The organism is Nocardia sp. NPDC004260, from assembly GCF_053603155.1.
Genome location: NZ_JBSGEZ010000002.1, coordinates 80976 through 102840 on the forward strand (window position 1 = coordinate 80976; position 21865 = coordinate 102840).

General features: G+C 70.4%; 21 protein-coding genes. 10 read left to right on the top strand and 11 right to left on the bottom strand.

Annotated elements, in window-relative coordinates; genetic code table 11:
* Window positions 1-6 precede the first annotated feature (6 nt).
* The 3 genes from ACWEO7_RS01965 to ACWEO7_RS01975 all read right to left on the bottom strand — a co-directional run bounded on the left by ACWEO7_RS01965 (window position 7) and on the right by ACWEO7_RS01975 (window position 2583).
* Window positions 7-738, bottom strand: a complete 732-nt coding sequence (locus ACWEO7_RS01965) for a S1 family peptidase (RefSeq protein ID WP_452420088.1) — start codon at window positions 736-738, stop codon at window positions 7-9.
* A 47-nt stretch (window positions 739-785) separates the two neighbouring features.
* A complete protein-coding gene (locus ACWEO7_RS01970; protein ID WP_452420089.1) occupies window positions 786-1601 on the bottom strand; it encodes a hypothetical protein in 816 nt (271 codons plus the stop codon).
* A 157-nt stretch (window positions 1602-1758) separates the two neighbouring features.
* On the bottom strand, window positions 1759-2583 hold the full coding sequence (locus ACWEO7_RS01975) for a DUF3097 domain-containing protein (RefSeq protein ID WP_452420090.1): 825 nt from the start codon (window positions 2581-2583) through the stop codon (window positions 1759-1761).
* 130 nt (window positions 2584-2713) lie between these two features.
* Between ACWEO7_RS01975 and ACWEO7_RS01980 the strand changes: the two genes are divergently transcribed.
* Window positions 2714-3145, top strand: a complete 432-nt coding sequence (locus ACWEO7_RS01980; RefSeq protein WP_452420091.1) for an NfeD family protein — start codon at window positions 2714-2716, stop codon at window positions 3143-3145.
* A complete protein-coding gene (locus ACWEO7_RS01985) occupies window positions 3145-4410 on the top strand; it encodes an SPFH domain-containing protein (protein ID WP_452420092.1) in 1266 nt (421 codons plus the stop codon). Before ACWEO7_RS01980 ends, ACWEO7_RS01985 begins: the two co-directional genes overlap by 1 nt.
* Window positions 4411-4477: 67 nt before the next feature.
* Here ACWEO7_RS01985 and ACWEO7_RS01990 read toward each other — a convergent pair whose 3' ends face one another.
* Window positions 4478-5323 (bottom strand): SGNH/GDSL hydrolase family protein, encoded by an 846-nt coding sequence (locus tag ACWEO7_RS01990; RefSeq protein ID WP_452420093.1) that lies wholly within the window; start codon window positions 5321-5323, stop codon window positions 4478-4480.
* A gap of 116 nt (window positions 5324-5439) precedes the next feature.
* Between ACWEO7_RS01990 and ACWEO7_RS01995 the strand changes: the two genes are divergently transcribed.
* Window positions 5440-6117 (top strand): O-methyltransferase, encoded by a 678-nt coding sequence (locus ACWEO7_RS01995; protein WP_452420094.1) that lies wholly within the window; start codon window positions 5440-5442, stop codon window positions 6115-6117.
* Window positions 6118-6127: 10 nt separating this feature from the next.
* Here the strand turns inward: ACWEO7_RS01995 and ACWEO7_RS02000 are convergent, their stop codons facing one another.
* The gene (locus tag ACWEO7_RS02000; protein ID WP_452420095.1) at window positions 6128-7162 is read right to left on the bottom strand and encodes a zinc-binding dehydrogenase; all 1035 of its coding nucleotides are present in this window, start codon (window positions 7160-7162) and stop codon (window positions 6128-6130) included.
* A 4-nt stretch (window positions 7163-7166) separates the two neighbouring features.
* Window positions 7167-7841, bottom strand: coding sequence for a TetR/AcrR family transcriptional regulator (locus tag ACWEO7_RS02005; RefSeq protein WP_452420096.1), 675 nt, complete (start codon window positions 7839-7841; stop codon window positions 7167-7169).
* 60 nt (window positions 7842-7901) lie between these two features.
* On the opposite strand from ACWEO7_RS02005, the gene ACWEO7_RS02010 reads away from it, so the two are divergent.
* Window positions 7902-9374 carry an MFS transporter gene (locus ACWEO7_RS02010; RefSeq protein ID WP_452420097.1) on the top strand — a complete coding sequence of 491 codons (1473 nt, stop codon included), beginning with the start codon at window positions 7902-7904 and terminating at the stop codon, window positions 9372-9374.
* Between the two features lie 15 nt (window positions 9375-9389).
* Here ACWEO7_RS02010 and ACWEO7_RS02015 read toward each other — a convergent pair whose 3' ends face one another.
* Window positions 9390-10118, bottom strand: a complete 729-nt coding sequence (locus ACWEO7_RS02015; protein ID WP_452420098.1) for a hypothetical protein — start codon at window positions 10116-10118, stop codon at window positions 9390-9392.
* 153 nt (window positions 10119-10271) lie between these two features.
* On the opposite strand from ACWEO7_RS02015, the gene ACWEO7_RS02020 reads away from it, so the two are divergent.
* The 4 genes from ACWEO7_RS02020 (at window position 10272) to ACWEO7_RS02035 (ending at window position 12729) form a co-directional block, all read left to right on the top strand.
* Window positions 10272-10499, top strand: coding sequence for a hypothetical protein (locus ACWEO7_RS02020; RefSeq protein WP_452420099.1), 228 nt, complete (start codon window positions 10272-10274; stop codon window positions 10497-10499).
* Window positions 10500-10628: 129 nt separating this feature from the next.
* Complete coding sequence (locus ACWEO7_RS02025; protein ID WP_452420100.1) at window positions 10629-11294, top strand: urease accessory protein UreF; 666 nt, start codon at window positions 10629-10631, stop codon at window positions 11292-11294.
* Window positions 11295-11319: 25 nt separating this feature from the next.
* The gene (gene ureG, locus ACWEO7_RS02030) at window positions 11320-12039 is read left to right on the top strand and encodes an urease accessory protein UreG (protein ID WP_452420101.1); all 720 of its coding nucleotides are present in this window, start codon (window positions 11320-11322) and stop codon (window positions 12037-12039) included.
* Window positions 12040-12048: 9 nt separating this feature from the next.
* A complete protein-coding gene (locus ACWEO7_RS02035) occupies window positions 12049-12729 on the top strand; it encodes an urease accessory protein UreD (RefSeq protein WP_452420102.1) in 681 nt (226 codons plus the stop codon).
* Window positions 12730-12850: 121 nt separating this feature from the next.
* On the opposite strand, the gene ACWEO7_RS02040 is transcribed toward ACWEO7_RS02035, so the two are convergent.
* A complete protein-coding gene (locus ACWEO7_RS02040; RefSeq protein WP_452420103.1) occupies window positions 12851-13669 on the bottom strand; it encodes a hypothetical protein in 819 nt (272 codons plus the stop codon).
* Window positions 13670-13821: 152 nt separating this feature from the next.
* Entirely contained in the window at window positions 13822-15255 is a 1434-nt protein-coding gene (locus ACWEO7_RS02045) for an NAD(P)/FAD-dependent oxidoreductase (RefSeq protein WP_452420104.1), read from the bottom strand.
* Window positions 15256-15483: 228 nt separating this feature from the next.
* Here ACWEO7_RS02045 and ACWEO7_RS02050 point away from each other — a divergent pair, with 228 nt between their 5' ends.
* On the top strand, window positions 15484-16980 hold the full coding sequence (locus ACWEO7_RS02050; RefSeq protein ID WP_452420105.1) for a cytochrome P450: 1497 nt from the start codon (window positions 15484-15486) through the stop codon (window positions 16978-16980).
* 12 nt (window positions 16981-16992) lie between these two features.
* Here the strand turns inward: ACWEO7_RS02050 and ACWEO7_RS02055 are convergent, their stop codons facing one another.
* Window positions 16993-17838, bottom strand: coding sequence for a tat pathway signal sequence (locus tag ACWEO7_RS02055; protein ID WP_452420106.1), 846 nt, complete (start codon window positions 17836-17838; stop codon window positions 16993-16995).
* A 164-nt stretch (window positions 17839-18002) separates the two neighbouring features.
* Window positions 18003-18200, bottom strand: coding sequence for a hypothetical protein (locus ACWEO7_RS02060; RefSeq protein WP_355070929.1), 198 nt, complete (start codon window positions 18198-18200; stop codon window positions 18003-18005).
* Between the two features lie 257 nt (window positions 18201-18457).
* On the opposite strand from ACWEO7_RS02060, the gene recC reads away from it, so the two are divergent.
* Window positions 18458-21826, top strand: coding sequence for an exodeoxyribonuclease V subunit gamma (gene recC / locus ACWEO7_RS02065; RefSeq protein ID WP_452420107.1), 3369 nt, complete (start codon window positions 18458-18460; stop codon window positions 21824-21826).
* Window positions 21827-21865 lie beyond the last annotated feature (39 nt).

Below are 21865 nucleotides of genomic sequence, written 5' to 3' on the forward strand. Positions count from 1 at the left end.
AGGGCCTCAGAAGCCCGGGCCGGTCAGGCGGGTGTAGACAGTGGGGAAGCCGGGGCGGGCCGCGCCGACGCCCCAGGATGTGAGACCGGCGAGCCGCCCATCGATGAGAAGCGGTCCGCCGCTGTCGTACTGGGCGGTGTCCGCGGTGGGAGTGCCCGCACAGAGCATGGTGTACGGATCGAAGGCCGGGCCGTAGGCGGTGGTGCACTCACCATCGGTGGCCAGCGGGACGTTCGCCGCGCGCAATCGAGTGTTGGCTTCGTCGGTTTCGGAGGTCGCGCCCCAGCCCAGGATGGTCGCGGTGCCCGAAGCCGGTGCGGCGACCGCGATCGTCGGACCGGGCTGCGGTTCGTCCAGGATGAGGATCGCCACGTCGTTGTGATACGCGGTCGTCATGTCGAGAACGGTTGCCCGAAAACCCGGATCAATGCGAATGTCCTTGACGTGCACAGTTTTTCCGTCGTGCTCGCGGAGGTCGTCGCGGCCGAAGGTGACGGTGAGCGTTTGGGTCAGCGTCTGGGCCAGGGCCACGCAGTGCGCCGTCGTGATCACCTGGTCCGGCGCGACGAGCGCGCCGCCGCAGAACTGCCCGGAGGCGCGGGTGAGGAACAACGGCGTGCCGATGGCCGCCAGCCACGGATACTCCGCTGTCGTCGCGTCGGCGCCGCCCACGATCGCCGAGGCCGGGGCGTGCAGGGTGAGACCGCATAGAACAGTCGCGATGGTGGCGGCGGCCATGCGGCAACGACGGGAAAAACGCATCTCACACCGCCCCCGGCATGATGTCAGCGGCTTCCGCGCGCGGAGGCGTGCACGGCGACCAGGCGCGCGGCGCGGATCGCGTCCCACAGCGGCCGCAGGAGCGATTCCTGCGCACCGATCGCGCTGGCGGAGGTGGGCGCGGAAGCGGGCTCCCGCTGCGCCACCGTGAGGATGGCCGCGACATGATCGGCGGTGTCGAGAATGCGCCTGGCGCGCAATGAAATCGACTCGGGATAGTCGTGCCGCGAATAGTCGGCCAGTTCGGCTTCGATGAGCTCGCGGGGATCGGAGTCGGGTGCGCCCAGTGATGTGGTGTGCAGTTTCATCAGCGCGTCGGCGGCATCGCGAACCGCTTCGCGCATCGCGTATTCGGCTTCACCGAGGGACATGTCGGGGCCGGGCGCCGAGGGGATGGGCGCACTGTAGACGGTCCACTGCAGCGTGTCGTCCTCGGCCCAGCGCGGGATGAGGCCGGTGCCCTCGGTGCCGGGTACGCCCATCAGCATGCCCTCGCCGGCCTCGATCGCGTCGGCGGCGAACGCCGTGCCCGCGGGGACGCCGCGGATGTCTCCTGGGACCGGGAGAACCAGTCGCAGTTGCGCGCCGGGCTGCGCCATCGTCTCGCGAATCACCTTGAGCAGTGCCATGACTCCGCTCCCCGGCAAGTTGCCGTGGGCGGACCAGGGTAGGTCGGTGCGGCCGCCGGTGAGCGGATCACCCGCCGCGATGGTGTGCTTCGGCGCCCACGCGTGCAAGGCGGCCAAAACGTCGTCGGGCGCACTGCAGCCGGCCAGCCAGGAGCTCGCCCACACCGTCAGCGTCGCACTTGGAGAGCACATAATTATCGAGCATAAAGGGTGGGCGCTACCGGTGGGCATCCATAGGCAAGGGCATTGGTGAGCAGCGCGGAAACCGCGGGCGCCGCGCTGCCCGCGACGAGCGAGTCCGTGCGGATACCGTCCGGCATCGGAGTGGGGCGCCCATCCTCCGCCGTCGTCAGTCCGGCTCGGTGACGAAATCTATGAGTCGCTCGACCGCGCCGATGAGCGGCGTCTCCAGGTCGCGGAAGGAGGACACCGCCTCGTACACCTTCCGCCAGCCGTCCTGCGGGGAGCCCCAGCGCAGGCGTCGGCAGACGCCGGTCTTCCAATCCTCGTCGCGCGGCACCCGCGGCCACTCCGCGATGCCGAGGGTGGCCGGGCGCACGGCTTGCCAGACGTCGACGAACGGGTGCCCGGTCACCAGGACGTGTGGCCCGAGCCCGGTGGTCAGCTGGGTCTCCTTCGATCCGGTCACCAGGTGGTCGACCAGCACGCCGACCCGCCTGCCCGGGCCGGGCCGGAAGTCCGCCAGCCGAGCGGCCAGATTGTCCAAGCCTTCCAACTGCTCGACGACCACGCCCTCGACCCGCAGATCGTGGCCCCACACCCGCTCGACCAGCGCTGCGTCGTGCACGCCCTCCACCCAGATCCGGCTGCCGCGGGCGACGCGGGCGCGCAGGCCCTCCACCCTGGTGGAGCCGGAGGCCGAGCGGTTCGGCGTCCGCGGCGCGGCGGCCCGCGGCCGCACCAGCGTCACCGGCTCGCCGTCGATGAGGAACGCCGCCTCGCGCAGCGCGAACAGGCGCACCGTGCCGCGAGCGTCCTCCAGCTTCACGAACTCGCCGTCGTAGCTGCGATCGAATCCGACCACCGCGCCGCAGAATCCGGTGGCGGCATCCTCGACCACCAGGTCGCGTTCCGCGGTGACCGTCGGCACCGCCCTTTTCTTCGATCGAGGATGTCCGGAGAAGATGTCGCCATACCTGTCACGCCCGCTCACCTGCCTGAAGCTAGCACCGCCGCTATGGCTTTCGGCGGACCAGGGGCACCGCGCGTCCACGCGTGGAATTCATCGGGAGTACTCGTCGATGACGCGCCCGAGATCATGATCCGCGCACTACAGTGGTCGTGTGGCCGCAATTTTTTGGCTGGTCGCGGGCATTCTGCTCGCGGCGGCGGAGATGCTCACCGGCGACTTCACCTTGCTGATGCTCGGTGTCGCCGCGCTGGGCACCGCGGGTGTCAGCGCGGCGGCGGATACCTCCGTCGTGGCCGACGCCGTCGTCTTCGCGGTGATCTCGGCGGTGCTGCTGCTCGGTGTGCGCCCGATCATCCGGCGTCGCTTCGGAACTCCTCCGCCCACGCCGACGAACGTGGACGCCCTGCCGGGCAAGACCGCTCTGGTGCTCGAGCAGGTGGCGGCGCACTCCGGCCGGGTGAAACTGAACGGCGAGGTGTGGACCGCGCGGCCGATGGACACGACCGAAGTCTATGAACCGGGTACGACCGTTTATGTCATGAAGATCGACGGCGCGACCGCCGTCGTCTGGAAGGGGCCTTGATGGCTGTACTGATCGTTGCCGCCGTCCTCATCTTGCTGGTCGTGGTGGTGGTCTTCAAGTCGATCGCGCTGGTGCCGCAGGCCGAGGCCGCGGTGATCGAGCGGCTGGGGCGGTATTCGCGGACGGTTTCCGGCCAGCTCACGTTCCTCGTGCCGTTCGCCGACCGCGTCCGCGCCAAGGTGGATCTGCGGGAACGGGTGGTGTCGTTCCCGCCGCAGCCGGTGATCACGGAGGACAACCTCACCCTGCACATCGACACGGTGGTCTATTTTCAGGTGACCAGCCCGCAGGCGGCGGTGTACGAGATCAGCAACTACATCGCCGCTGTCGAGCAGTTGACCGTCACCACACTGCGCAACGTCGTCGGCGGCATGACGCTCGAACAGACACTCACCTCCCGCGACTCGATCAACGGCCAGCTGCGCGGTGTGCTGGACGAGGCGACCGGGCGCTGGGGACTGCGCGTCGCGCGGGTCGAGCTGAAGAGCATCGATCCGCCGCCGTCGATTCAGGAGTCGATGGAGAAGCAGATGAAGGCCGATCGCGAGAAGCGCGCGATGATCCTCACCGCGGAGGGGCAGCGCGAATCGCAGATCAAGACGGCCGAGGGCTCGAAGCAGGCGCAGATCCTGTCCGCCGAGGGCGCCAAACAGTCGGCGATCCTGTCGGCCGAAGGCGAACGGCAGAGCCGCATCCTGCGGGCACAAGGTGAGCGCGCCGCCTCCTACCTGCAGGCGCAAGGCCAGGCCAAGGCCATCGAAAAGGTCTTCGCCGCCATCAAATCCGGCAAGCCGACACCGGAATTGCTTGCCTACCAGTACATGCAGACGCTGCCCATGGTCGCGCGCGGTGACGCCAACAAGGTGTGGCTGGTGCCCAGCGATTTCGGCAAGGCGCTGGAGGGGTTCGCGAAGAGCTTCGGTACGCAGGGCGAGGACGGTGTGTTCCGGTACGAGCCGCCCGCCTCCGACGGCGCGGAAGCAAAGCCCGAGGACGACTCCGATGTCGCGGACTGGTTCGACACCGCGCCCGACCCGACCATCGAGCGCGCCGTGCGGGCCGCCGAGGCCACGGCGCGGACCCCGGTCGAGGGGCTGACCCCGACACCGCCCCCGCCGACGTTCGAACCTTCGCCGCACCAGCCGGTCATCCCTTCGCATGAGGCTTTCCCGGCTCAGCAGCAGCCGCCGCAGCAACCTCCGGCCCAGCGCCCGGACGACCCGCACGGCCGTCCTTGGCAGCCGCCGGAGAACTTCACGAAATAACATCGCGCCCGCGCCGCCCCGGACTCCGCCCGAGTTCGGGGCGGTCGCGTCGGCGCGGCCGAATCACTCAGCCGGGCAGCCCGGCGGCGCGGATCGCCGGGACGACGACGTCGGCGATGCCGCGCATGCCCTGCGGGTTGAGGTGGTAGGGCAGCAGCGTCTCGGTGGCGAGGACGGGCTCCATCCAGCGGACGCCGACGGGCGCGCACGCGTCGCGGCCCTCCGAGGCGGCGCTGGTGTCCACATAGATCGCGCCGTGCGCGGTGGCGACGCGGGACACCACGGAATTGAGATGATCGAAGGCGGCTTGGATGGGCGCGGCGTCGGACGGGCGGAGACCGACCAGCGCCGGGCAGCCGCCGTCGCGCACGTAGCGCGGCCAGCCGTCGACGACGATCAGCGCGCCCGGCGCCCGGGCCGAGATCTGTTGCAATGCGGCCGCGTAAGGCGCCGCGATCGCATCGATGTCGACGTCCCAGTCCGGACCGGCGCAGGTACCGGCCCCGGAGATGCCGTAGACGTGGCAGGCGACGATGTGTTCGGCCATCAACGCGTCGTTGGCGCCGATGTGCACGGTGACCAACCTGGTGGCGGGGCCGAGCGGATCGAATTGGGGCGGAATGCCCGGCTGCTGCGGGGCGGTGAGGTCCGCGATGAGGGCGGAGTTGCAGGTGCGGTCGTCGATCCGCAGGCCCAGGTCCCGGGCGACCAGTTGCGGTGTGTTCGCGGTCGAGCGAAGACATCGGAACGGGGCCGAGATGTCGAAATTCCGCACGCCCGTGGTGGCCGCCCCGGAATCGCCCACGGCGACGTATTCGGCCCCGCCGCCGGAGGGCTCGGCCGCAGCGGGGGAAGTGGCGCCCAGGGCGATCAGACAGACGGTGACCGCTGTGGCCCGCGCAAGATTCGTCATGTCGTTTCTGTCCGTCCATTCGTCGGCGCGCTCACGAAACATGTACGTCTCTCTGTGCCGAACGCTACTCGCCGGAGGCGCGCCCGCGGGCGGAATCGGGTGGCAGACTGCGAGGTATGACGACAGCTGGATGGGCCGACGTGGACAGGTACCTGGTGGAGACAGTCGTGGCGGATCCCGATTCCGACGCGGCGCTGGAGGCGAACAAGGCGGCCGGCCTGCCCGCGATCGACGTGTCACCGCCGCAGGGAAAGTTTCTCCATCTACTGGCCAGGACGGTCGGCGCGCGACGCGTGCTGGAGATCGGCACGCTCGGCGGATACAGCACGATCTGGCTGGCCCGCGCGGTCGGACCCAAGGGGCGGGTGGTCACGCTCGAGTTCGCCGCCCGGCACGCCGAGGTGGCGCGGGCGAACCTGGACCGTGCGGGCGTCGGCGACCGAGTGGAGATCCGGGTCGGCGCCGCGCTGGACAGCCTGCCCGTGCTCGCGGAGGAGGATCCGGAACCGTTCGACTTGGTCTTCATCGACGCCGACAAGGTGAACAACGCGAATTACGTGCTGTGGGCGCTGCGGCTGACCCGGCCGGGCTCGGTGATCATCGTCGACAACGTCGTGCGCGGCGGCAAGATCGCCGACGAGCGGTCCGAGGACCCGAACGCGCAGGCCAGCCGTGAACTCGTCGAATTGCTCACCGCCGAACCGAGCCTGGACGCGACCGTGGTGCAGACCGTCGGTGCGAAGGGCTGGGACGGCTTCGCCTATGCCGTGGTGAACGGCGACGACGTCGAGTGAACCAGCTCGGTCATGGCTCCAGCACCACTTTGCCGGTCGTCCCGCGCGTTTCCAGCGCGCGGTGCGCGGCGGCCGCGTCGGCGAGCGCGAAGCGCTGGACCCCGGGTCGCAGCCGTCCGGCGATCGCCTCGGCCATGGCGAGGTTCTCCAAGACGCGCAGATCGCCGCCCGCGCGCGCCAGCATCGGCGGACCGATCACCGTCTCGGAGGTGATACCCCGTTCGGCCAGTTCTGCGGCGGAGAGCCGGACCGGCCCTTCGTCGTTCGATGTGCCGGACCAGCCATAGACCAGATGTTGCCCGCCCGCTGCGAGCAGATCGATTCCGGCGCGGGCGACCGCGCCGCCCACCGAGTCGAACAGCACGTGCGCCCCGCGGTCGCCGATCCGAGCGCGGACCCGGTCCGGCCAATCCGGCAACAGATAGTCGACCGCCAGGTCGGCGCCGTTGCGTCGCACCTGATCGACCTTCGCGGAGCCACCGGCCAACCCGATCACCGTGGCTCCGGCATTCTTCGCGAATTGCACCAGCAGCGTGCCGATACCGCCCGCCGCGGCCGTCACCAGGACGACACTGCCGGGCTTCAACTCGGTGAACTGCAGGATGCCCATGGTCGTTCGCCCGGTGCCGATCATCGCCACCGCCTCCGCCGCATCGAGGTTCGCCGGAATCTCGTGCAGCCGAGCCGCGTCCGTCACGGCGAGTTCGGCGTAACCGCCGGGCACCGGGCCGAGATGGGCCACCACCCGCGCGCCCAGCAGGCCCGCATCCACATCGGCGCCCACACGGTCCACGGTGCCCGCGACTTCGCGTCCGGGGATGGTCGGCAACTGCGGCAGGGGAAACGGCCCGGGCTCGCCCTTGCGCAGGGCGGTATCGACCAGGTGCACACCGGCCGCCGCAACCGCGATGCGGACTTCACCGGGGCCCGGCACCGGATCGGGAACGATTTCGTAGCGCAAGTTCTCGGCCGGGCCGAAGGCGTGGAGGCGGATGGCGTGCACGGTGGCTCCTGTTCGTTCGCGTCGCCGGTCAGCCTCCAGCATCAAGTTAGGTTGAGGTCAACCGGTCGCGCCGAGCCGCCCTGGCCTCGAAGCCGTCGCAGAGCGCGTCGAGCCCGTCGTGGAGCAGTTCCTCCTGGGTCAGGTCACGTACACCGCTGCCGGCGAGATCGGCCAAGGCGGAGGGGACCGGTCCCTGTGCCGTGCCGTGCAGCAGCGTCCGCAGCCCGTTGTCGCCCGCGGGATCCATGCCTTTGCGCGCCATCAGCTCGGCGCTGATCTCGGGCAGCGTCGCGCCGGAGATGTAGTTCCAGACGGTGAAGGACATGCCGGTCGCCTCGCGGGTGGACACGCCGAGTTCCAGGAACCCGTCGACCAACCAGGCCAGGCAGGCCAAGCTCTGCGGCCCGAAGCTGTAGCGCGGAGTGGCGAAGGTGAGCAGCACCCACGGATGTTGCCGGTAGAGGGCCCAGTCGACCTCGGCGGCGATGCGGACCCGGTCGCGCCAGGTCCACCCCTGGCCCTCGGGGGAGGGGTACGGGTTGCGCCGGGCCACTTCGTCGGTCATCAGCGCGAGCAGTTCGTCTTTGTTGGCGACGTGGCGATATAGCGACATGGCTCCCACCCCGAGCCGGTCGGCGATGCGCCGCATGGACAGCGCGTCCAAGCCTTCGGTGTCGGCGAGCTCGATCGCGGTGTCGATGATGGCGGCGCGGTGCAGCATGCGTACACTGTACCCGGAGTCATGCGTACGACGTACGCGCCATGGAGAGGATGTTCGGTGATGACAGACGTGCAGCCGGTCCGGACCGAGCCGGCCACGACGGGCTCGCGGCGGGCCTGGCTGGGCTTGGCGGTTCTGCTGCTGCCGGTGCTGCTGGTTTCGATGGACATTTCGGTGCTGTTCCTCGCCCTGCCGACGCTGACACTCGATCTGGATCCGTCCGCGGACCAGCAACTGTGGATTCTGGACATCTACGGATTCCTGATCGCGGGCCTGCTGATCACCATGGGCAATCTCGGCGACCGGATCGGGCGGCGCAACATCTTGCTGACCGGCGCCGCGGTCTTCGGCATCGCGTCGGTGATCGCGGCGTTCGCGCCCAGCGCGGGCGTGCTGATCGCGGCGCGGGCGCTGATGGGCATCGGCGGCGCGACGTTGCTGCCGTCCAGCCTGGCGCTGATCTCGAGCCTGTTCCCGGACGCGCGGGAGCGAGCGGCCGCGATCGGCGTCTGGACGGCGTTCTTCGCGGGCGGCTCGGCTGTCGGGCCGGTCATCGGGGGCATGCTGCTGCACCAGTTCTGGTGGGGCTCGGTGTTCCTCATCAACATCCCGGTGCTGCTGGTGCTGCTCGCGTTCGGCCCGTTCGTGCTGCCGGAGCACCGGGCGGGAGTGCGGGGACCGCTGGATCTGCCGAGTGTCGTTCTGTCGATCGGCGGCATCCTGCCGGTGGTGTACGGGATCAAACACGCCGCCACCAAGGGCATCGATGTGCAAGCGATCGTGGTCGCGCTGGTCGGCGCGGTGATCCTGACCGTGTTCGTGCGCAGGCAGCGACAGCTGCGTGAGCCCCTGCTCGATCTGCGGCTGTTCGCCAGGCCCCAGTTCTCGGTGGCGATCGGCGCCAGCCTGACCGGCATGATGTCGCTGGCCGGCCTCAGTTATCTGACCAGCATCTATCTCCAGTCGGTGACCGGGCGCACGCCGCTGGCGGCGGCGCTGCTCGGCATCCCCATGGCGATCGCGGTCTTCGTCTGCTCGATGGGCGGCGCCCGGGTCGGGCATCGCTTCGGCGCCCGCGCGACCTTCGTGTTCGCCTTGCTCGCCTCCGCGGCGGGCAACCTGATGCTGCTCGGTGTCGGAGCGCACGACGGACTCGGGTGGTACCTGGCCGGTTCCACGATCGCCGGAATCGGCTACGGTCTGGCCTTCACGCTGGTGTCGGAGGTCTCGGTGTCCTCGGTGCCGCCGGAGCGGGCCGGGTCGGCGGTAGGTATCTCGGAAACCAGCTTCGAGCTCGGCAATGCGCTGGGTCTCGCGCTGCTCGGTTCGGTCGCGGCGCTCATCTTCCGGTCCGGGGGCGACTACGCGGCGACGCTCGGCGAGACCATCCAGCAGGCCGGCGGGAACGCGGCGCTGATCGAGGCGGCGCGCGGATCCTTCGTCGACGGCATGCACGTCGCGGTGGCCGTCGGCGCGACGGTGCTCACGGCGATGGCGCTGATCGCCCGCTTCGCCGCTCCGCGTTCGCGCTGAGTCGTGCGGCCGGGATCAGTGGCCGAAGACGGAAGTCACGATCTCGGCCGCCCAGCGGTTCATCGGCCGGACGATCCTGCCGTGCACCCAGCGGACCGGGCGCACCACCACAGCGAGCCAGACGACGGCGAAGGCGGCGAACCCCGGGCGCAGCACGTAGCGGTACAACGCGCGGCACGGCAGCACCACGAGCACACCCACGATGAGCGTGGCCACACGCCACCCGTAGCGCACGGTCACGCGCACCGCTTTCCAGAGCGGATGCAGCACCCAACGCCACAATCGCGACAGGGGCCAGACGATCAGCCACTTGACGGTCTGTTGGCAGACCCAGGCGATGGCATATGCGATCGGATACCCGACCCAGCGCAGCAACCAGGCCCCTGCGGGACGAATCACTTTGCGCCACAGGAAGACCTCCACCGCGCGCCGCAGTGGTCGCAGCAGGTATTCCAGCAGGAGCGACAGCAGCGGCGTGAGCACCAAGCCCCACAGCAGATGCTGCACCACCCAGTCCCACAGGAAATCCTTCACGACGATCCACGCGGGCCGCAGCACCCAGTGCCGGATCAGCTCGGCCGCCGGGACCAGCAGATGTCGCGCGATGTACCCGAGCGCTGCCGCCGCGGCGCGGCACAGAACCAGAACGCCCTCCCACAGCAGGCGGATCGGGACCAGCACCACGATCGCGATCGCGCGCGCGATCCACTGTGCGGCAGATACTCGCGTGTCCGGCGTCGACACCTCGTCCCCCCTCGGTAGATGCACCGGGCGTAGCCCTGGTGAAGAAGTTTGTGCGCCCGCAACATTCGAACACATGATCGCCGCCAGGTGCGTGAGTAGAAATGCTCGAGTCGCGCACCGGCGCGCCTCCCACGAGTCGAACACCGCTCGTGGGTGGTCACGCCCACGACGAGCCGGTGCGTCACCAGGGAGGAATTCATCGCCGCCGCTCGTGCCAGGGCACGCGGGCTCGCCGCACCGCGCGCGACGCTGGCCACCTGGTCCACCATCGCACTCGGCGGGCACTGCTGGCTCAGCTCGGCACACTGGACGATAACCCTCGGCGACGCGCCCACCCTCGACCGCTCCAGCGATTTCCTGGTCCGGCGCGCCGAGGGTTAGCTGAGCATCGCCGCCTACCTCACCCGCCACGACCTGCCGCGGCTCGTGCGGGACAGGTCCGGCGCGGACCGGAACCTCCGCGAAACGACCGGGACATCCATCCGACACGCCGGGACATAGGATCGACGGATGCGCGAATCCGCTGCGATCGGTCCGGCCGCGTCCGGTCTCACGACGGTGCTCGCGCTCGCCGACTCACGGCTGCCGATCGGCGGCCACGTGCATTCCGGCGGTGTGGAAGAAGCCGTCGCGTCCGGCCTGGTCCGCGACGTCGTGACGGTCGAGCTGTATCTGCGCCGCCGCATCCGGACCTCGGGGCTGGTGACCGCGTCGCTGGCCGCGGCGGTGTGCTCGGGCGAACTGGATCCGGCGCGGGCCGAAGCGGAAGCCGACGCGCGCACGCCCGCACCCGCGGCGCGGGCCGCGTCCCGTGCCCAGGGCCGTGGTCTATTGCGCCTGGCGAAACAGCTGTGGCCCGGGCACGATTGGTCGCCGCTCGCCACGACACCCCATCTGTCCACGGTCTTCGGAATGGTCGGCGCGGCCGCCGCGGTGCCGCCCCGGGAGATCGCCGGTGTGGTCGTCTACACGACCCTCACCGGCGCCGCCACCGCGGCCCAGCGTCTGCTGGCCCTGGACCCCGCCGCCATCGCCGCGTGCACGGTCCGGCTGGCCGACCTGTGCGATCGCGTCGCCGCCGAGGCGGTGACCGGTCTTGCCGCGATGTCGGACCCGCTGCAGGACGTGCTCGCCGAGCGGCATCGGCAGCGGGACATGCCCCTGTTCGCGAGTTGACGCCCCGAAAGAAGGAGACCGCGCCATGCCCCCGCATCTGATCGACGGCGAGCCGCACGACCATGGGCACGAGCGGCCCAAACGGGCCCGCACGCCCGGGGAGGCGCTGCGCATCGGTATCGGCGGCCCGGTCGGTTCGGGCAAGACCGCACTGGTGGCCGCGCTGTGCAGGCAGCTGCGCGACGAGCTGTCGCTGGCGGTCCTGACCAACGACATCTACACCACCGAGGACGCCGACTTCCTGCGCAGGCACGCGGTCCTGCCGGACGAACGGATCACCGCCGTGCAGACCGGCGGCTGCCCGCACACCGCCATTCGTGACGACATCACCGCCAATCTCGACGCGATCGATGATCTGGTCGCCGCCAATCCGCCGCTGGACCTGATCCTGGTGGAATCGGGCGGCGACAACCTGACCGCGACCTTCTCCTCCGGCCTGATCGACGTGCAGATCTTCGTGGTGGACGTGGCGGGTGGCGACAAAGTGCCGCGCAAAGGTGGTCCCGGCGTGACGTACTCGGATCTGCTCGTGGTCAACAAGACCGATCTGGCGCCGTTGGTCGGCGCGGACCTCGGTGTGATGGAGCGTGATGCGGCGCGGGTGCGTGCGGACCGGCCGACAGTGCTCGTCTCGCTCACCGAGGATCCCGCGGCGACGCCGGTGCTGGCCTGGGTACGCGAGCAATTACGCGTGGTCGCCGAGCAGGACCGGGCGGGCGCCGGCGAATCCGCCGCCGCGCACTGAGTGCCGCCGGTGCGCACGCAGTTACGCATCGTCGCTCGCCCGGGGACGCTTCCGGAGATTCATGCGAGCGGCGGGTTGTCGGCCCGCCGCACGGGACCGCGTGCGGTCCACCTGATCGGCACCGCTGCCACTCCGCTGGGCGGCGACGAACTCGACATCGTGATCAAGGTCGCGCCGGGTGCCGAACTGGTGGTCCGCTCGGTCGCGGCGACACTGGCACTGCCGGGCGTGGCGACGCCGCGATCGTGCGGACGCTGGCACCTCGAGGTCGGTAGTGGGGGAGTATTGGATTTCGATCCCGAGCCGATGATCGTCGCGGGCGGTGCGCGGCACCACACGGTCACCACGATCCGGCTGGATTCCGGCGCCCGGCTGCGAATGCGTGAACGCGTCCAGGTCGGCCGCGCGGGCGAGGACGGCGGCGTATGGCGCGGTGACCTTATCGCCGATGTCGACGACACGCCTCTGCTGCGCCACCGGCTGGCGCTGGGCGCGGACACAGCGGCCGACGACGCGCTGTCCGCGCCTCGCGCCCTGGAGAGCGAACTCGTCTACCCGGACGAGTGTGCCGCGGCGACAAAGGATTTGACGCAGACGCGGCTGCCGCTGGCAGCGGGTGGCAGTTTGTTCACCCGCACCGGGGCGCTGTTGAGCGTCTCCGGAATGGAGCGTGCCGAGCCGCGGCGCTGATCAATCGTGTCGTTCGATACAGGTGTAATCCGGCCGAGAGCTGGAGATAGAAAGGGTGGGAGCCCGACAGCGTCGTCGGGTTCCCACCCTTTCCGGCTCGCTCCTCGGAAGCCCCATCCGATCAGCCGTTGGCAGTCTCCGGGGCCGTGTCTCCGGCCTCCGGAGCTGTGTCGGTGGCTTCCGAAGCCGGGGCGGTGTTCTCCGGGGCCGGATCGACCGCCTCCGGCGCGCCCTGCGCCCGGGGAGGTGCGCTCAGCGCGTGCACCGCGCCGAGTCCCGCGCCGATCCCCGCGCCGATGGCAGCCAACGGGGCGGCCATCAGGGCCGCGCCGTAAGCGGCCCCGATCGGGCCCGCGGCGAGACCGATCGGCGCGAACGGCAGGCCGATGGCCAGGGCGAGACCTCCGCCGACGGCCGCTCCGAACAGCGCGAACGGACTCGCGAACGCGGCGCCCGCCGCGGCGCCGATGGCGGCGGCGCCCACGGTCTGGCCCGCCACCCGATCGGACCTCGTGCGTTCCATCCCGATCGAGTCGAGGTACGTCGCGATATTCGCCTCGGCCATCGCGGCGCCGTCGTTGAGCTGGATCGCCTGCTCCCGGTACAGCCAATCCGGCGCGTCGACCTGCACGTCTCCGAAGCGCAGCTTGTGCGGCGGCGGCGCGATCGGCGGCACCGGGGCGACGGGAACGGGGCCGTGCAGCCCTTCGAGCGGGGCCAGATACTTCGGATTCGGCAACGGACGCGCCCACTGCAACGAACTCAGCGTGTCGTCCGGAATCCGCACACCTTCGTACGGGCGCACGTTCGGCGCCTCGGCCGCGGGCCACTGGGCCGGCTGATCGGTGGGATCCGTCCGGGTCACCGGAACGGGGCGATCGGGCGCCGCGTCGGCGGTGCCGGTTCCCACCAGCGCGAGAACGAGAGGAACCGTTCCCACGGCGAAGAGAGGACCCAACTTCGCCCGGTGCGGTTTGGGTGCTCGGTGCTTGCCTGTGCGCATAGATCACCTTTCATCCGAAGGAGACGTCGACGCCCCACATTCGGATCTGCCGGTGACCTGGATTGGTCGAACACGCTATTACGGCGGGATCAGCCGGCTTTCGCGTCGGTATGCGCCTTGTCCACCGCGACCCGGCTGTTGGTGGAAGCGCCGAGAGCGGCGGCCAGCTGTTCGGCTTCCTCGTCGTCGGCGTTGCTGATCGCCTCCAGAGCCAACCGTGCGAACACCCACTGCTCGGTGGCCGCCATCTGTCCGCGGCTGCGGCCGAGGAAGGTGACGAACCACTGGATGACGGTGATGATCCGGCTGCGGTAGCCGACCAGGTAGTACAGGTGCAGCGCCAGCCAGGCCAGCCACGCGATGAAGCCGCCGAACTCCAGCTTGCCCACCTGGCACACGGCGCTGAACCGCGAGATCGTGGCCATGCTGCCCTTGTTGAAGTACTTGAACGGCTTGCGCTCCTGCGGCGTCTGGCCTTTCAGCCCCGCGGTGATCTGCCGGGCGGCGTAGGTCGCGCCCTGGATGGCGCCCTGCGCCTGCCCCGGCACGTTCGGCACCGACATCAGATCGCCGACCACGAACACGTTCGGGTGGCCCTTGACGGTGAGGTCCGGCTCGACCACGACCCGGCCCGCGCGGTCGACCTCGGTGCCGTCGGACTGGTCGGCGATCAGCTTGCCCAGCGGGCTGGCCTGCACGCCCGCCGACCACACCTTGCACGCCGACTCGATGCGGCGGATCGTGCCGTCGGCGTCCTTCACCGTGACGCCGAAGGCGTCGACATCGATCACCATGGCGTTGAGCTGGATCTCCACGCCCATCTTCTCCAGGCGCCGCTCGGCCTTGCTGCCCAGCTTCGGGCCCATCGGGCCGAGCACCGCGCCCGCGCCCTCGATCAGCACCACCCGCGCGTCGCGCGGATCGATGTTGTGGAAGGTGCCCTCCAGCGTGCGGTCGGACAGCTCGGCGATCTGTCCGGCCAGCTCGACGCCGGTCGGGCCCGCGCCGACGATGACGAAGGTCAGCAGGCGGTCGCGCTCCTCCTGGGTGGTCGCGAGCTCGGCCTGCTCGAAGGCGCCGAGGATCCGGCCACGTAGCTCGAGCGCGTCATCGATCGTCTTCATGCCCGGCGCGTAGGTGGCGAACCGGTCGTTGCCGAAGTAGGACTGCTGCGCGCCGGTCGCGACGATCAGGCTGTCGAAGGGTGTGACGGTGTCCTTGTCGAGCAGGCGCGAGGTGACCGTCTTGGCGGTCAGGTCGATGTCGGTGACCTCGCCGAGCAGCACCTGCGCGTTCTTCTGCTTGCGCAGCACCAGCCGCGTGGCGGGCGCGATCTCGCCGACCGAAAGGATGCCGGTGGCGACCTGGTAGAGCAGCGGCTGGAACAGGTGGGTCGAGGTCTTCGAGATCAGCGTGATGTCTACGTCGGCGCGCCTGAGGTGCTTGGTGCCGAACAGGCCGCCGAAGCCCGAGCCGATCACCACCACCCGGTGTCGGCCGTTCTCGACAGTCTGAGTGCTCATCGTCCTGCTCCTCGATGGACCTGGGGGTCGTCCCCGGCGGGGGTTCCTGACAGCTAAACCGTAGCCGTCGAGTCGGGCACCGTCACGACGAGATGTCCGTTCTTGGCGTGTTGCGGTGCGATATCTCACTGCCGCCGGGCCGGGGCGGGGAGGATCGTCGCGACCGAACCGGCCGAGCGGGCGAGGTCGAGAGCCTACGATGGTAATTGTCGCTCAGGGAGGATTGCCATGGTCGCCGGTGACCGTGCGATCGGCCGGAAGCCCAGCGTGCGGGCCGATTCGGAGAACATCGCGCTGATCGAGGTACCGCACGGCCATCTGATCGACCGGGCGCTGGGATTGTTGCCGGAACGGCGCCAAGTGCTGGCCACCCCGCCGCGGGGGAGCGGCACCGTCGCGGTGCGCGGCGATGCCGGGCTGCCCTACCTGGGCCGGGCATTGCACTACATGCGCTGGGGCCCGGCCGAGATGATGGAGCGTTACCGCAGGTACGGACCCGTCTCGCTGAACACATCGCTCGGTGTCGACCGGGTGCTGGTCGCGGGACCGGACGCACTCGACGAAGTACTCGGGCACCGGCGCCGTGACTTCGGTCAGGGCTGGGACTACTTCATCGGACCGTTCTTCCGGCGCGGCTTGCTGCTGCTCGAATTCGACGAGCACAAATTCCACCGCAAGATCATGCAGCAGGCGTTCACCAGGGACCGGCTGGAAGCGCACTTGGCGGCGCTGACGCCGGTGGCGCGGGAGTACATCGCACGCTGGGTGCCAGGAGGGCGCGACGCCGAACGCACGGTGCGGCTGTATCCGGCGATCAAGGAGTTGACCCTCGAGATCGCCGGCGAGACGTTCATGGCGGTCGATGTCGGCCCGCGGCGCGGCCAGCTCATCGACGCGTTCGTCGACTGCACGCACGCGGGGCTGGCGATCATCCGTCATTCGGTGCCGGGCGGCAACTGGCGGGCCGGGCTGCGCGGCAGGAGAGTGCTCGAGGACTATTTCACCGCGATGCTGCCGGAGAAGCGCCGCGTCGAGACGGCGGACTTCTTCTCCGGGTTGTGCCACGCGCGCAGCGAGGACGGCGGCGTCTTCGGTGACGCCGACGTGGTGAACCACATGATCTTCCTGATCATGGCGGCGCACGACACCACGACGACGACCGCCACCGCCGTCGCGTACTACCTGGGCAAGCACCCGGAGTGGCAACAGCGGGTGCGCGCCGAGGTGCTCGACATGGACGCGCGCCTCGGCGACGGGGCGCCCGCCATCGCGGACCTGGAGGCGCTGCACGATCTGGATCTGGTGGTCCGGGAAAGCCTGCGGCTGATGCCGCCGGTTCCTGGACTGTCGCGCCGCGCCGTGCGCGACACCGAGATCGCCGGCCACTACATTCCGGCCGGCGCCCCGGTGGACCTCGCCTACCAGGTGAATCACTTGCTGCCCGAACTGTGGACCCACCCCGAACGCTTCGATCCGGAGCGATTCGGCGAACAGCGGCGCGAGGACAAGTCGCACCGCCTCGCGTGGATGCCGTTCGGAGCGGGCGCGCACAAGTGCATCGGGATGCACTTCGGCACGTTCGAGGTGAAGACGGTGACCGCCGCCCTGGTGCGTGCATACGAGTGGCGGATCCCCGAGAAATACCGCATGCCCTGGGGATTCACCACGATTCCCTTCCCCAGGGACGGTGCGCCGATGACGTTGCGCAGGCGCGCGGCCGCCTGAGCGGCCGGGCGGTCAGCGGCCCGCGAGCAGGATCTCCGCGAGCTTGGTGTCGGTCTCGGCGCCTTCGGTGTAGCCGCCCGCGTCACCCAGCGAGCTCATGATGGCCAGGGTGTAGCGCTCGCCCGGTCCCGCGAAGCCGACCGAGTTGACCACCCAGCCGCCCTGTTCGGCCGACCAGCCGTTCTTCAGTCCGGGACGCATACTCGCGCCCGCGCCCCACACGCCCCAGTGCTGGTTGGAGTCCACCGCGCGCATCCGATCGACGAGGTAGTTGCGGTCGTCGGGGTGCATGTGGTTGAGGACGTTGTCCATCAGGCGGTCGAGGTCGGCGGCGGTGCACTTCTGGAACGACCAGTCCGGGAACAGCGCGGTGTTGGTCGGCTGGGGAACCAGCGAGCTCATCCCGTTGGCGCGGAAGGCGTTGTTGAACGCCATCCGGTCGACGCCCGCGTACTTGGTCCAGAGCAGGTCGGCGGCGCCGTCGTTCGAGGTCGCGAGCATGCCCTCCATCAGGCCGCGGTCCTCGGGGGTCAGGTTGATGGCGCCGACCCGCGCCCGGTTGAGCAGGTCCGCGGCGATCGCGAGCTTGATCGTGGAGGCGGTCCAGACCGCGTTCTCGGCGTTGGCGTTGGCGTAGACCCCGCCGGACACCCGGTCGCGCAAGACGTAACCGGTGACACCGGGACGGGTGTTGAGGTAGGCGTCGGCCTTCGCGATGCGGCTGCTCAGATCGCAGTCGAAGCCGGGCAGGCAGCCCTGCGTGTGCGCGAGCGGCACCGCGCCCGCGATCGGGAGCGCGGCGGGCAGGCTCGCAGTGATGATCGCCGCTGCGGCGAGGACACAGGCGGAAGCGGCCACGCGGGGAACGGTTCGGGTGGCGGGGGACGGATAACGCACGAGGGATGACGATCGCACATCGCGGGTCCGGACGCACGTCTTGAGCTCGGATCCAGGGTGTGCTAACACCCGTTCCGGGTGCTTGCGCCGCAGTGGATTTCGATCGTCACCGCAGGCCGGGCACGTCAGCGGAAGGCGGCGCGCAGTTCCTCGACGGTGCGTCCGTTGAGCCGGTAGCAGTGCTCGAAGGCCTCGGTGTGCCGGTCCCTCGGCCAGGAATGCAGGACTACGGTGCGACCGTAGTGGCGCGAGTTGATCAGGTCCCAGCGGTCACCGATCCGGCGGACCGTGAATCCGCCTTTCGGGAGCAGGGGAATCACCATCGCATCCATAGAACGCGAACCAGCCTTTCGGTGCAGCTCTCTCGTTCCGCCCCGGTGCAAGCTCTCCTCCCCGGTGCAGCACTGTCGCACATCCCCGCCGCGGCGCCCGTGTGACACGTCGGAGTAATCCGTTCTGGTGTGGTCTATTTCACTGACCTCCGGATGGGGCGGTGCGGTTGCACGTCGGTCGCTGGGCGTATAAACGTGCACGAAGTCCGAGGCCGGGCAGCCGGACACCACCGATCGAGAGGGCGCAGATGCCGCTGCACATCCACCGTGCCGAGCGCGCCGACGTCCTCGCCCGTGCGCTCGCCGGGGTGCTGGCGTCGCCCCAGGAAGACCCGTTCGCGCCCGAGGTGGTCGCGGTGCCCGCGAAAGGCGTGGAGCGCTGGCTGACGCAGACGCTCTCGGGGGTGCTCGGCGCGGGGGGAGCGGCCGACGGCGTGTGCGCCAACATCGCCTTCCCCTCGCCTGCCGCGCTGGTCGCGGAGGCGCTGGCCGCGGCGAGCGGGGTGGCGCAGGCGGAGGATCCGTGGGCGCAGGAGCGGGCGGTGTGGACGCTGCTGCGGGTGATCGACGCCTCGCTGTCCGAGCCCTGGTGCGCGGTGCCCGCCAGGCATCTCGGCGCAGGAGACACCACGGGCGGCGAGCACCGCGCCGGACGGCGTTACGCGACCGCGGCACAGGTCGCCGCGCTGTTCGACAGTTACGCCGCTCAGCGTCCCGCCCTGATCACCGAGTGGGCGGCGGGCCTGGACACCGATGGTGCGGGCGCTCCGATACCCGACGACCTGCTCTGGCAGCCGATGCTGTGGCGCGGGCTGCGCGCCGAGATCGGGGCGCCGAGCCCGGCCGAGCGGCTCGACGCCGCCTGTGCCCGGCTGCGCGCGCGGCCGGATCTGGTCGCGCTGCCGCCGCGGTTGTCGCTGTTCGGCGTGACCCGGTTGGCCGGCGACCAGTTGGCCGTGCTGTCGGCGCTGGCCGCCGGTCGCGACGTGCACCTGTGGCTCGTGCATCCGAGTCCGGTCCTCTGGTCGACCCTGAGCGAGTTGCCCCCTGCCCGCACGCGCGCCGAGGACCGCAGTGCCACGGCGGTCACCCATCCGCTGCTGGCGGGACTGGCGCGCGACGTCCGGGAGTTGCAGCAGCGGTTGGCCGCGTCCGCCGTCACAGGAACCGACACCTATCATCCGGTCAGTGAACTCGATGACGTTGCGGCACAGCGTGATTCGTCCATGACATTGCTGCGTGCGCTGCAACGAGGTATCCGGGACGACCGTTGGCCCCCGGTGGCGGGGCAGGTCGGCGCCGACGGCACCGTGCAGGTGCACGCGTGTCACGGCCCCGCACGGCAGGTGGAGGTCCTGCGGGAAAGCCTGCTCGGGCTGTTCGCGGCCGACGAGACGCTGGAGCCGCGCGACGTGCTGATCATGTGCCCGGAGGTGGAGGCGTACGCGCCGCTGGTGCGCGCGGCATTCGGGCAGCGCGCGCCGGGATCGCCGGAGACGCAGAGCGACTCGGAGCATCCGGCGCACCGCTTGCGGGTGCGCCTGGCCGACCGGGGACGCGGGGTGACCAATCCGCTGCTCGCGGTCATCGCAGTGCTGCTCGAGCTGGCCGACGGCCGGGTGACGGTGACCCAGGTGCTCGATCTCGCCGCCGCCGAACCGGTAAGGCGTCGTTGCGGATTCGATGACGACGACATCGAACGATTGCGCGAGTGGGCGGCCGAGTCCGGGGCGAGGTGGGGCATCGGGCAGCGTCAGCGCCAAGCGTTCGGGCTCGCCGATTTCGCGCAGAACACGCTGAACAGCGCGGTGGACCGGATCCTGCTGGGGGTCACCGCGGGCGAGACCTCCGACGATTGGCTGGATCTCGCGCTGCCCTTGGACGACGTGGACAGCAACGACGTCGATCTGGCCGGACGCTTCGCGGAGTTCGTCGACCGGCTCGCGGTGTGCCTGCGCGACCTGCGCGGCCCCCGTCCCGCGCACGAATGGGCGGCGGCGCTCGGCCGCGCGCTGGATCTGCTGACCGACGTGCCGGACGCGCAGGCCTGGGTGCGTACCGAGGCCAGGCAGGAACTCGCCGCCGCCACCGACCACGCGGGCGAGGTGTCGTTGCGGCTGGCCGACGTCGGTGTGCTGCTGCGTTCGCGGCTGGCGGCGCGCCCGACGCGGGCCAACTTCCGCACCGGCGAACTGACCGTCTGCACGATGGTGCCGATGCGGTCGGTGCCGCACCGGGTGGTGGTGCTGCTCGGCCTGGACGACGAGATGTTCCCGCGCGCGAGCGCCGCGGACGGAGACGACGTGCTGGCCCGTGAACCCCTGCTGGGCGAACGCGATCCGCGCAGCGAGGACCGGCAACTGCTGCTGGACGCCGTGCTCGCGGCGCGGGACACGCTGCTGGTGTTCCACACCGGCGCCGACCCGGTCAGCGGGGCGCACCGGCCGCCCGCCGTTCCGGTGGCCGAGTTGCTGGACGCGCTGCGGGCCCACGTCGGCGCCGCGGCGATGCGCTCGGTGGTGACGCGGCATCCGCTGCAATCCTTCGATCGCAGGAACTTCCGGGCCGAGCAGCCGTTCAGTTTCGACACGGTGGCCCTGGCCGGCGCGCACGCGGCCGATGGACCCGCGCTGCCGCGGCCCGGATTCTTGACCGCGCCGCTGCCCGCCGCGCGAACGGCGGATGTCGCGCTGGCCGATCTCATCTCGTTCGTGGAGCACCCGGTGCGCGCTTTCCTGTGGCAGCGGCTCGGTCTGCGGGTTCCTGAGCACGACGAGGACATCGCCGACCGGCTGCCCATCGAGCTGGACGGCTTGGCCAAGTGGGAGCTGGGCGAACGCCTGCTCGCGGCCCGCCTGACCGGCGCGGATCCGGCCGGGCTGCGGGCGGCGGAGTGGCGGCGCGGCACGCTGCCGCCGTTCGGATTCGGCGCCGCCGTGCTCGACGAGGTGGAGCACACCGTCGACCGGTTGGTGCGCGCCGCGCAGGCGGACTACGCGGGCCCGGCGCGCGCGGTGGACATCGCGATCGACCTGGGCAACGGGCGGCGGCTCACCGGCACCGTGCCCGAGGTGCGCGGCGACACCCTGGTCCGCACCACCTTCTCCCGGCTGGCCCCCAAACACCGGATCGGAGCGTGGGTTTCGCTGCTGGCGCTGACCGTCACCGAGGACCGTTCCTGGCGGGCGGTGAGCACCGGCCGCGGCCAATTCGGCCGTCCGACCTGGCGGTGCGAGCTCACCGCACCCGACGCGCCCGCGGCGGGGGAGATCCTGCGGAGGCTCGTCGCGCTGCGCGACGAGGGCCTGACCGAACCGCTGCCCGTCGCGCCCGCCGCCACCGCGGTATACGCCGAACGTCGTTTCCGCGGCGCGAGCACCGCCGACGCGATCGCGGCGGCGGAGCGCGAATTCAACGGCGGCCCCAACGGTCCAGGGCCCTTCGGCGATCACACCGACCGACACCTGCGCTACGTCTGGGGCCCGGCGCCCCGGCTCGAGGACCTCATGGCCGCGCCCGCCGCGGCGGGCGAACCCGGCGAGAGCACCCGCTTCGGCGCGCTGGCCCGCCGGATGTGGGCCCCGTTGCTGGCCGCGGAAAGCCAGGGCCAGCCGTGACCGATCGCGAACCGACGCGGCACATGACACCGGAATACG

Bases quoted from the DNA above. Each gene is read 5' to 3' on its own strand.
- ACWEO7_RS01965 (WP_452420088.1), bottom strand. From the start codon at position 738: ATGGCCGCCGCCACCATCGCGACTGTTCTATGCGGTCTCACCCTGCAC.
- ACWEO7_RS01970 (WP_452420089.1), bottom strand. From the start codon at position 1,601: ATGTGCTCTCCAAGTGCGACGCTGACGGTGTGGGCGAGCTCCTGGCTG.
- ACWEO7_RS01985 (WP_452420092.1), top strand. From the start codon at position 3,145: ATGGCTGTACTGATCGTTGCCGCCGTCCTCATCTTGCTGGTCGTGGTG.
- ACWEO7_RS01990 (WP_452420093.1), bottom strand. From the start codon at position 5,323: ATGACGAATCTTGCGCGGGCCACAGCGGTCACCGTCTGTCTGATCGCC.
- ACWEO7_RS01995 (WP_452420094.1), top strand. From the start codon at position 5,440: ATGACGACAGCTGGATGGGCCGACGTGGACAGGTACCTGGTGGAGACA.
- ACWEO7_RS02000 (WP_452420095.1), bottom strand. From the start codon at position 7,162: ATGCTGGAGGCTGACCGGCGACGCGAACGAACAGGAGCCACCGTGCAC.
- ACWEO7_RS02005 (WP_452420096.1), bottom strand. From the start codon at position 7,841: ATGCTGCACCGCGCCGCCATCATCGACACCGCGATCGAGCTCGCCGAC.
- ACWEO7_RS02010 (WP_452420097.1), top strand. From the start codon at position 7,902: ATGACAGACGTGCAGCCGGTCCGGACCGAGCCGGCCACGACGGGCTCG.
- ACWEO7_RS02025 (WP_452420100.1), top strand. From the start codon at position 10,629: ATGCGCGAATCCGCTGCGATCGGTCCGGCCGCGTCCGGTCTCACGACG.
- ureG (WP_452420101.1), top strand. From the start codon at position 11,320: ATGCCCCCGCATCTGATCGACGGCGAGCCGCACGACCATGGGCACGAG.
- ACWEO7_RS02045 (WP_452420104.1), bottom strand. From the start codon at position 15,255: ATGAGCACTCAGACTGTCGAGAACGGCCGACACCGGGTGGTGGTGATC.
- ACWEO7_RS02050 (WP_452420105.1), top strand. From the start codon at position 15,484: ATGGTCGCCGGTGACCGTGCGATCGGCCGGAAGCCCAGCGTGCGGGCC.
- ACWEO7_RS02060 (WP_355070929.1), bottom strand. From the start codon at position 18,200: ATGGTGATTCCCCTGCTCCCGAAAGGCGGATTCACGGTCCGCCGGATC.
- recC (WP_452420107.1), top strand. From the start codon at position 18,458: ATGCCGCTGCACATCCACCGTGCCGAGCGCGCCGACGTCCTCGCCCGT.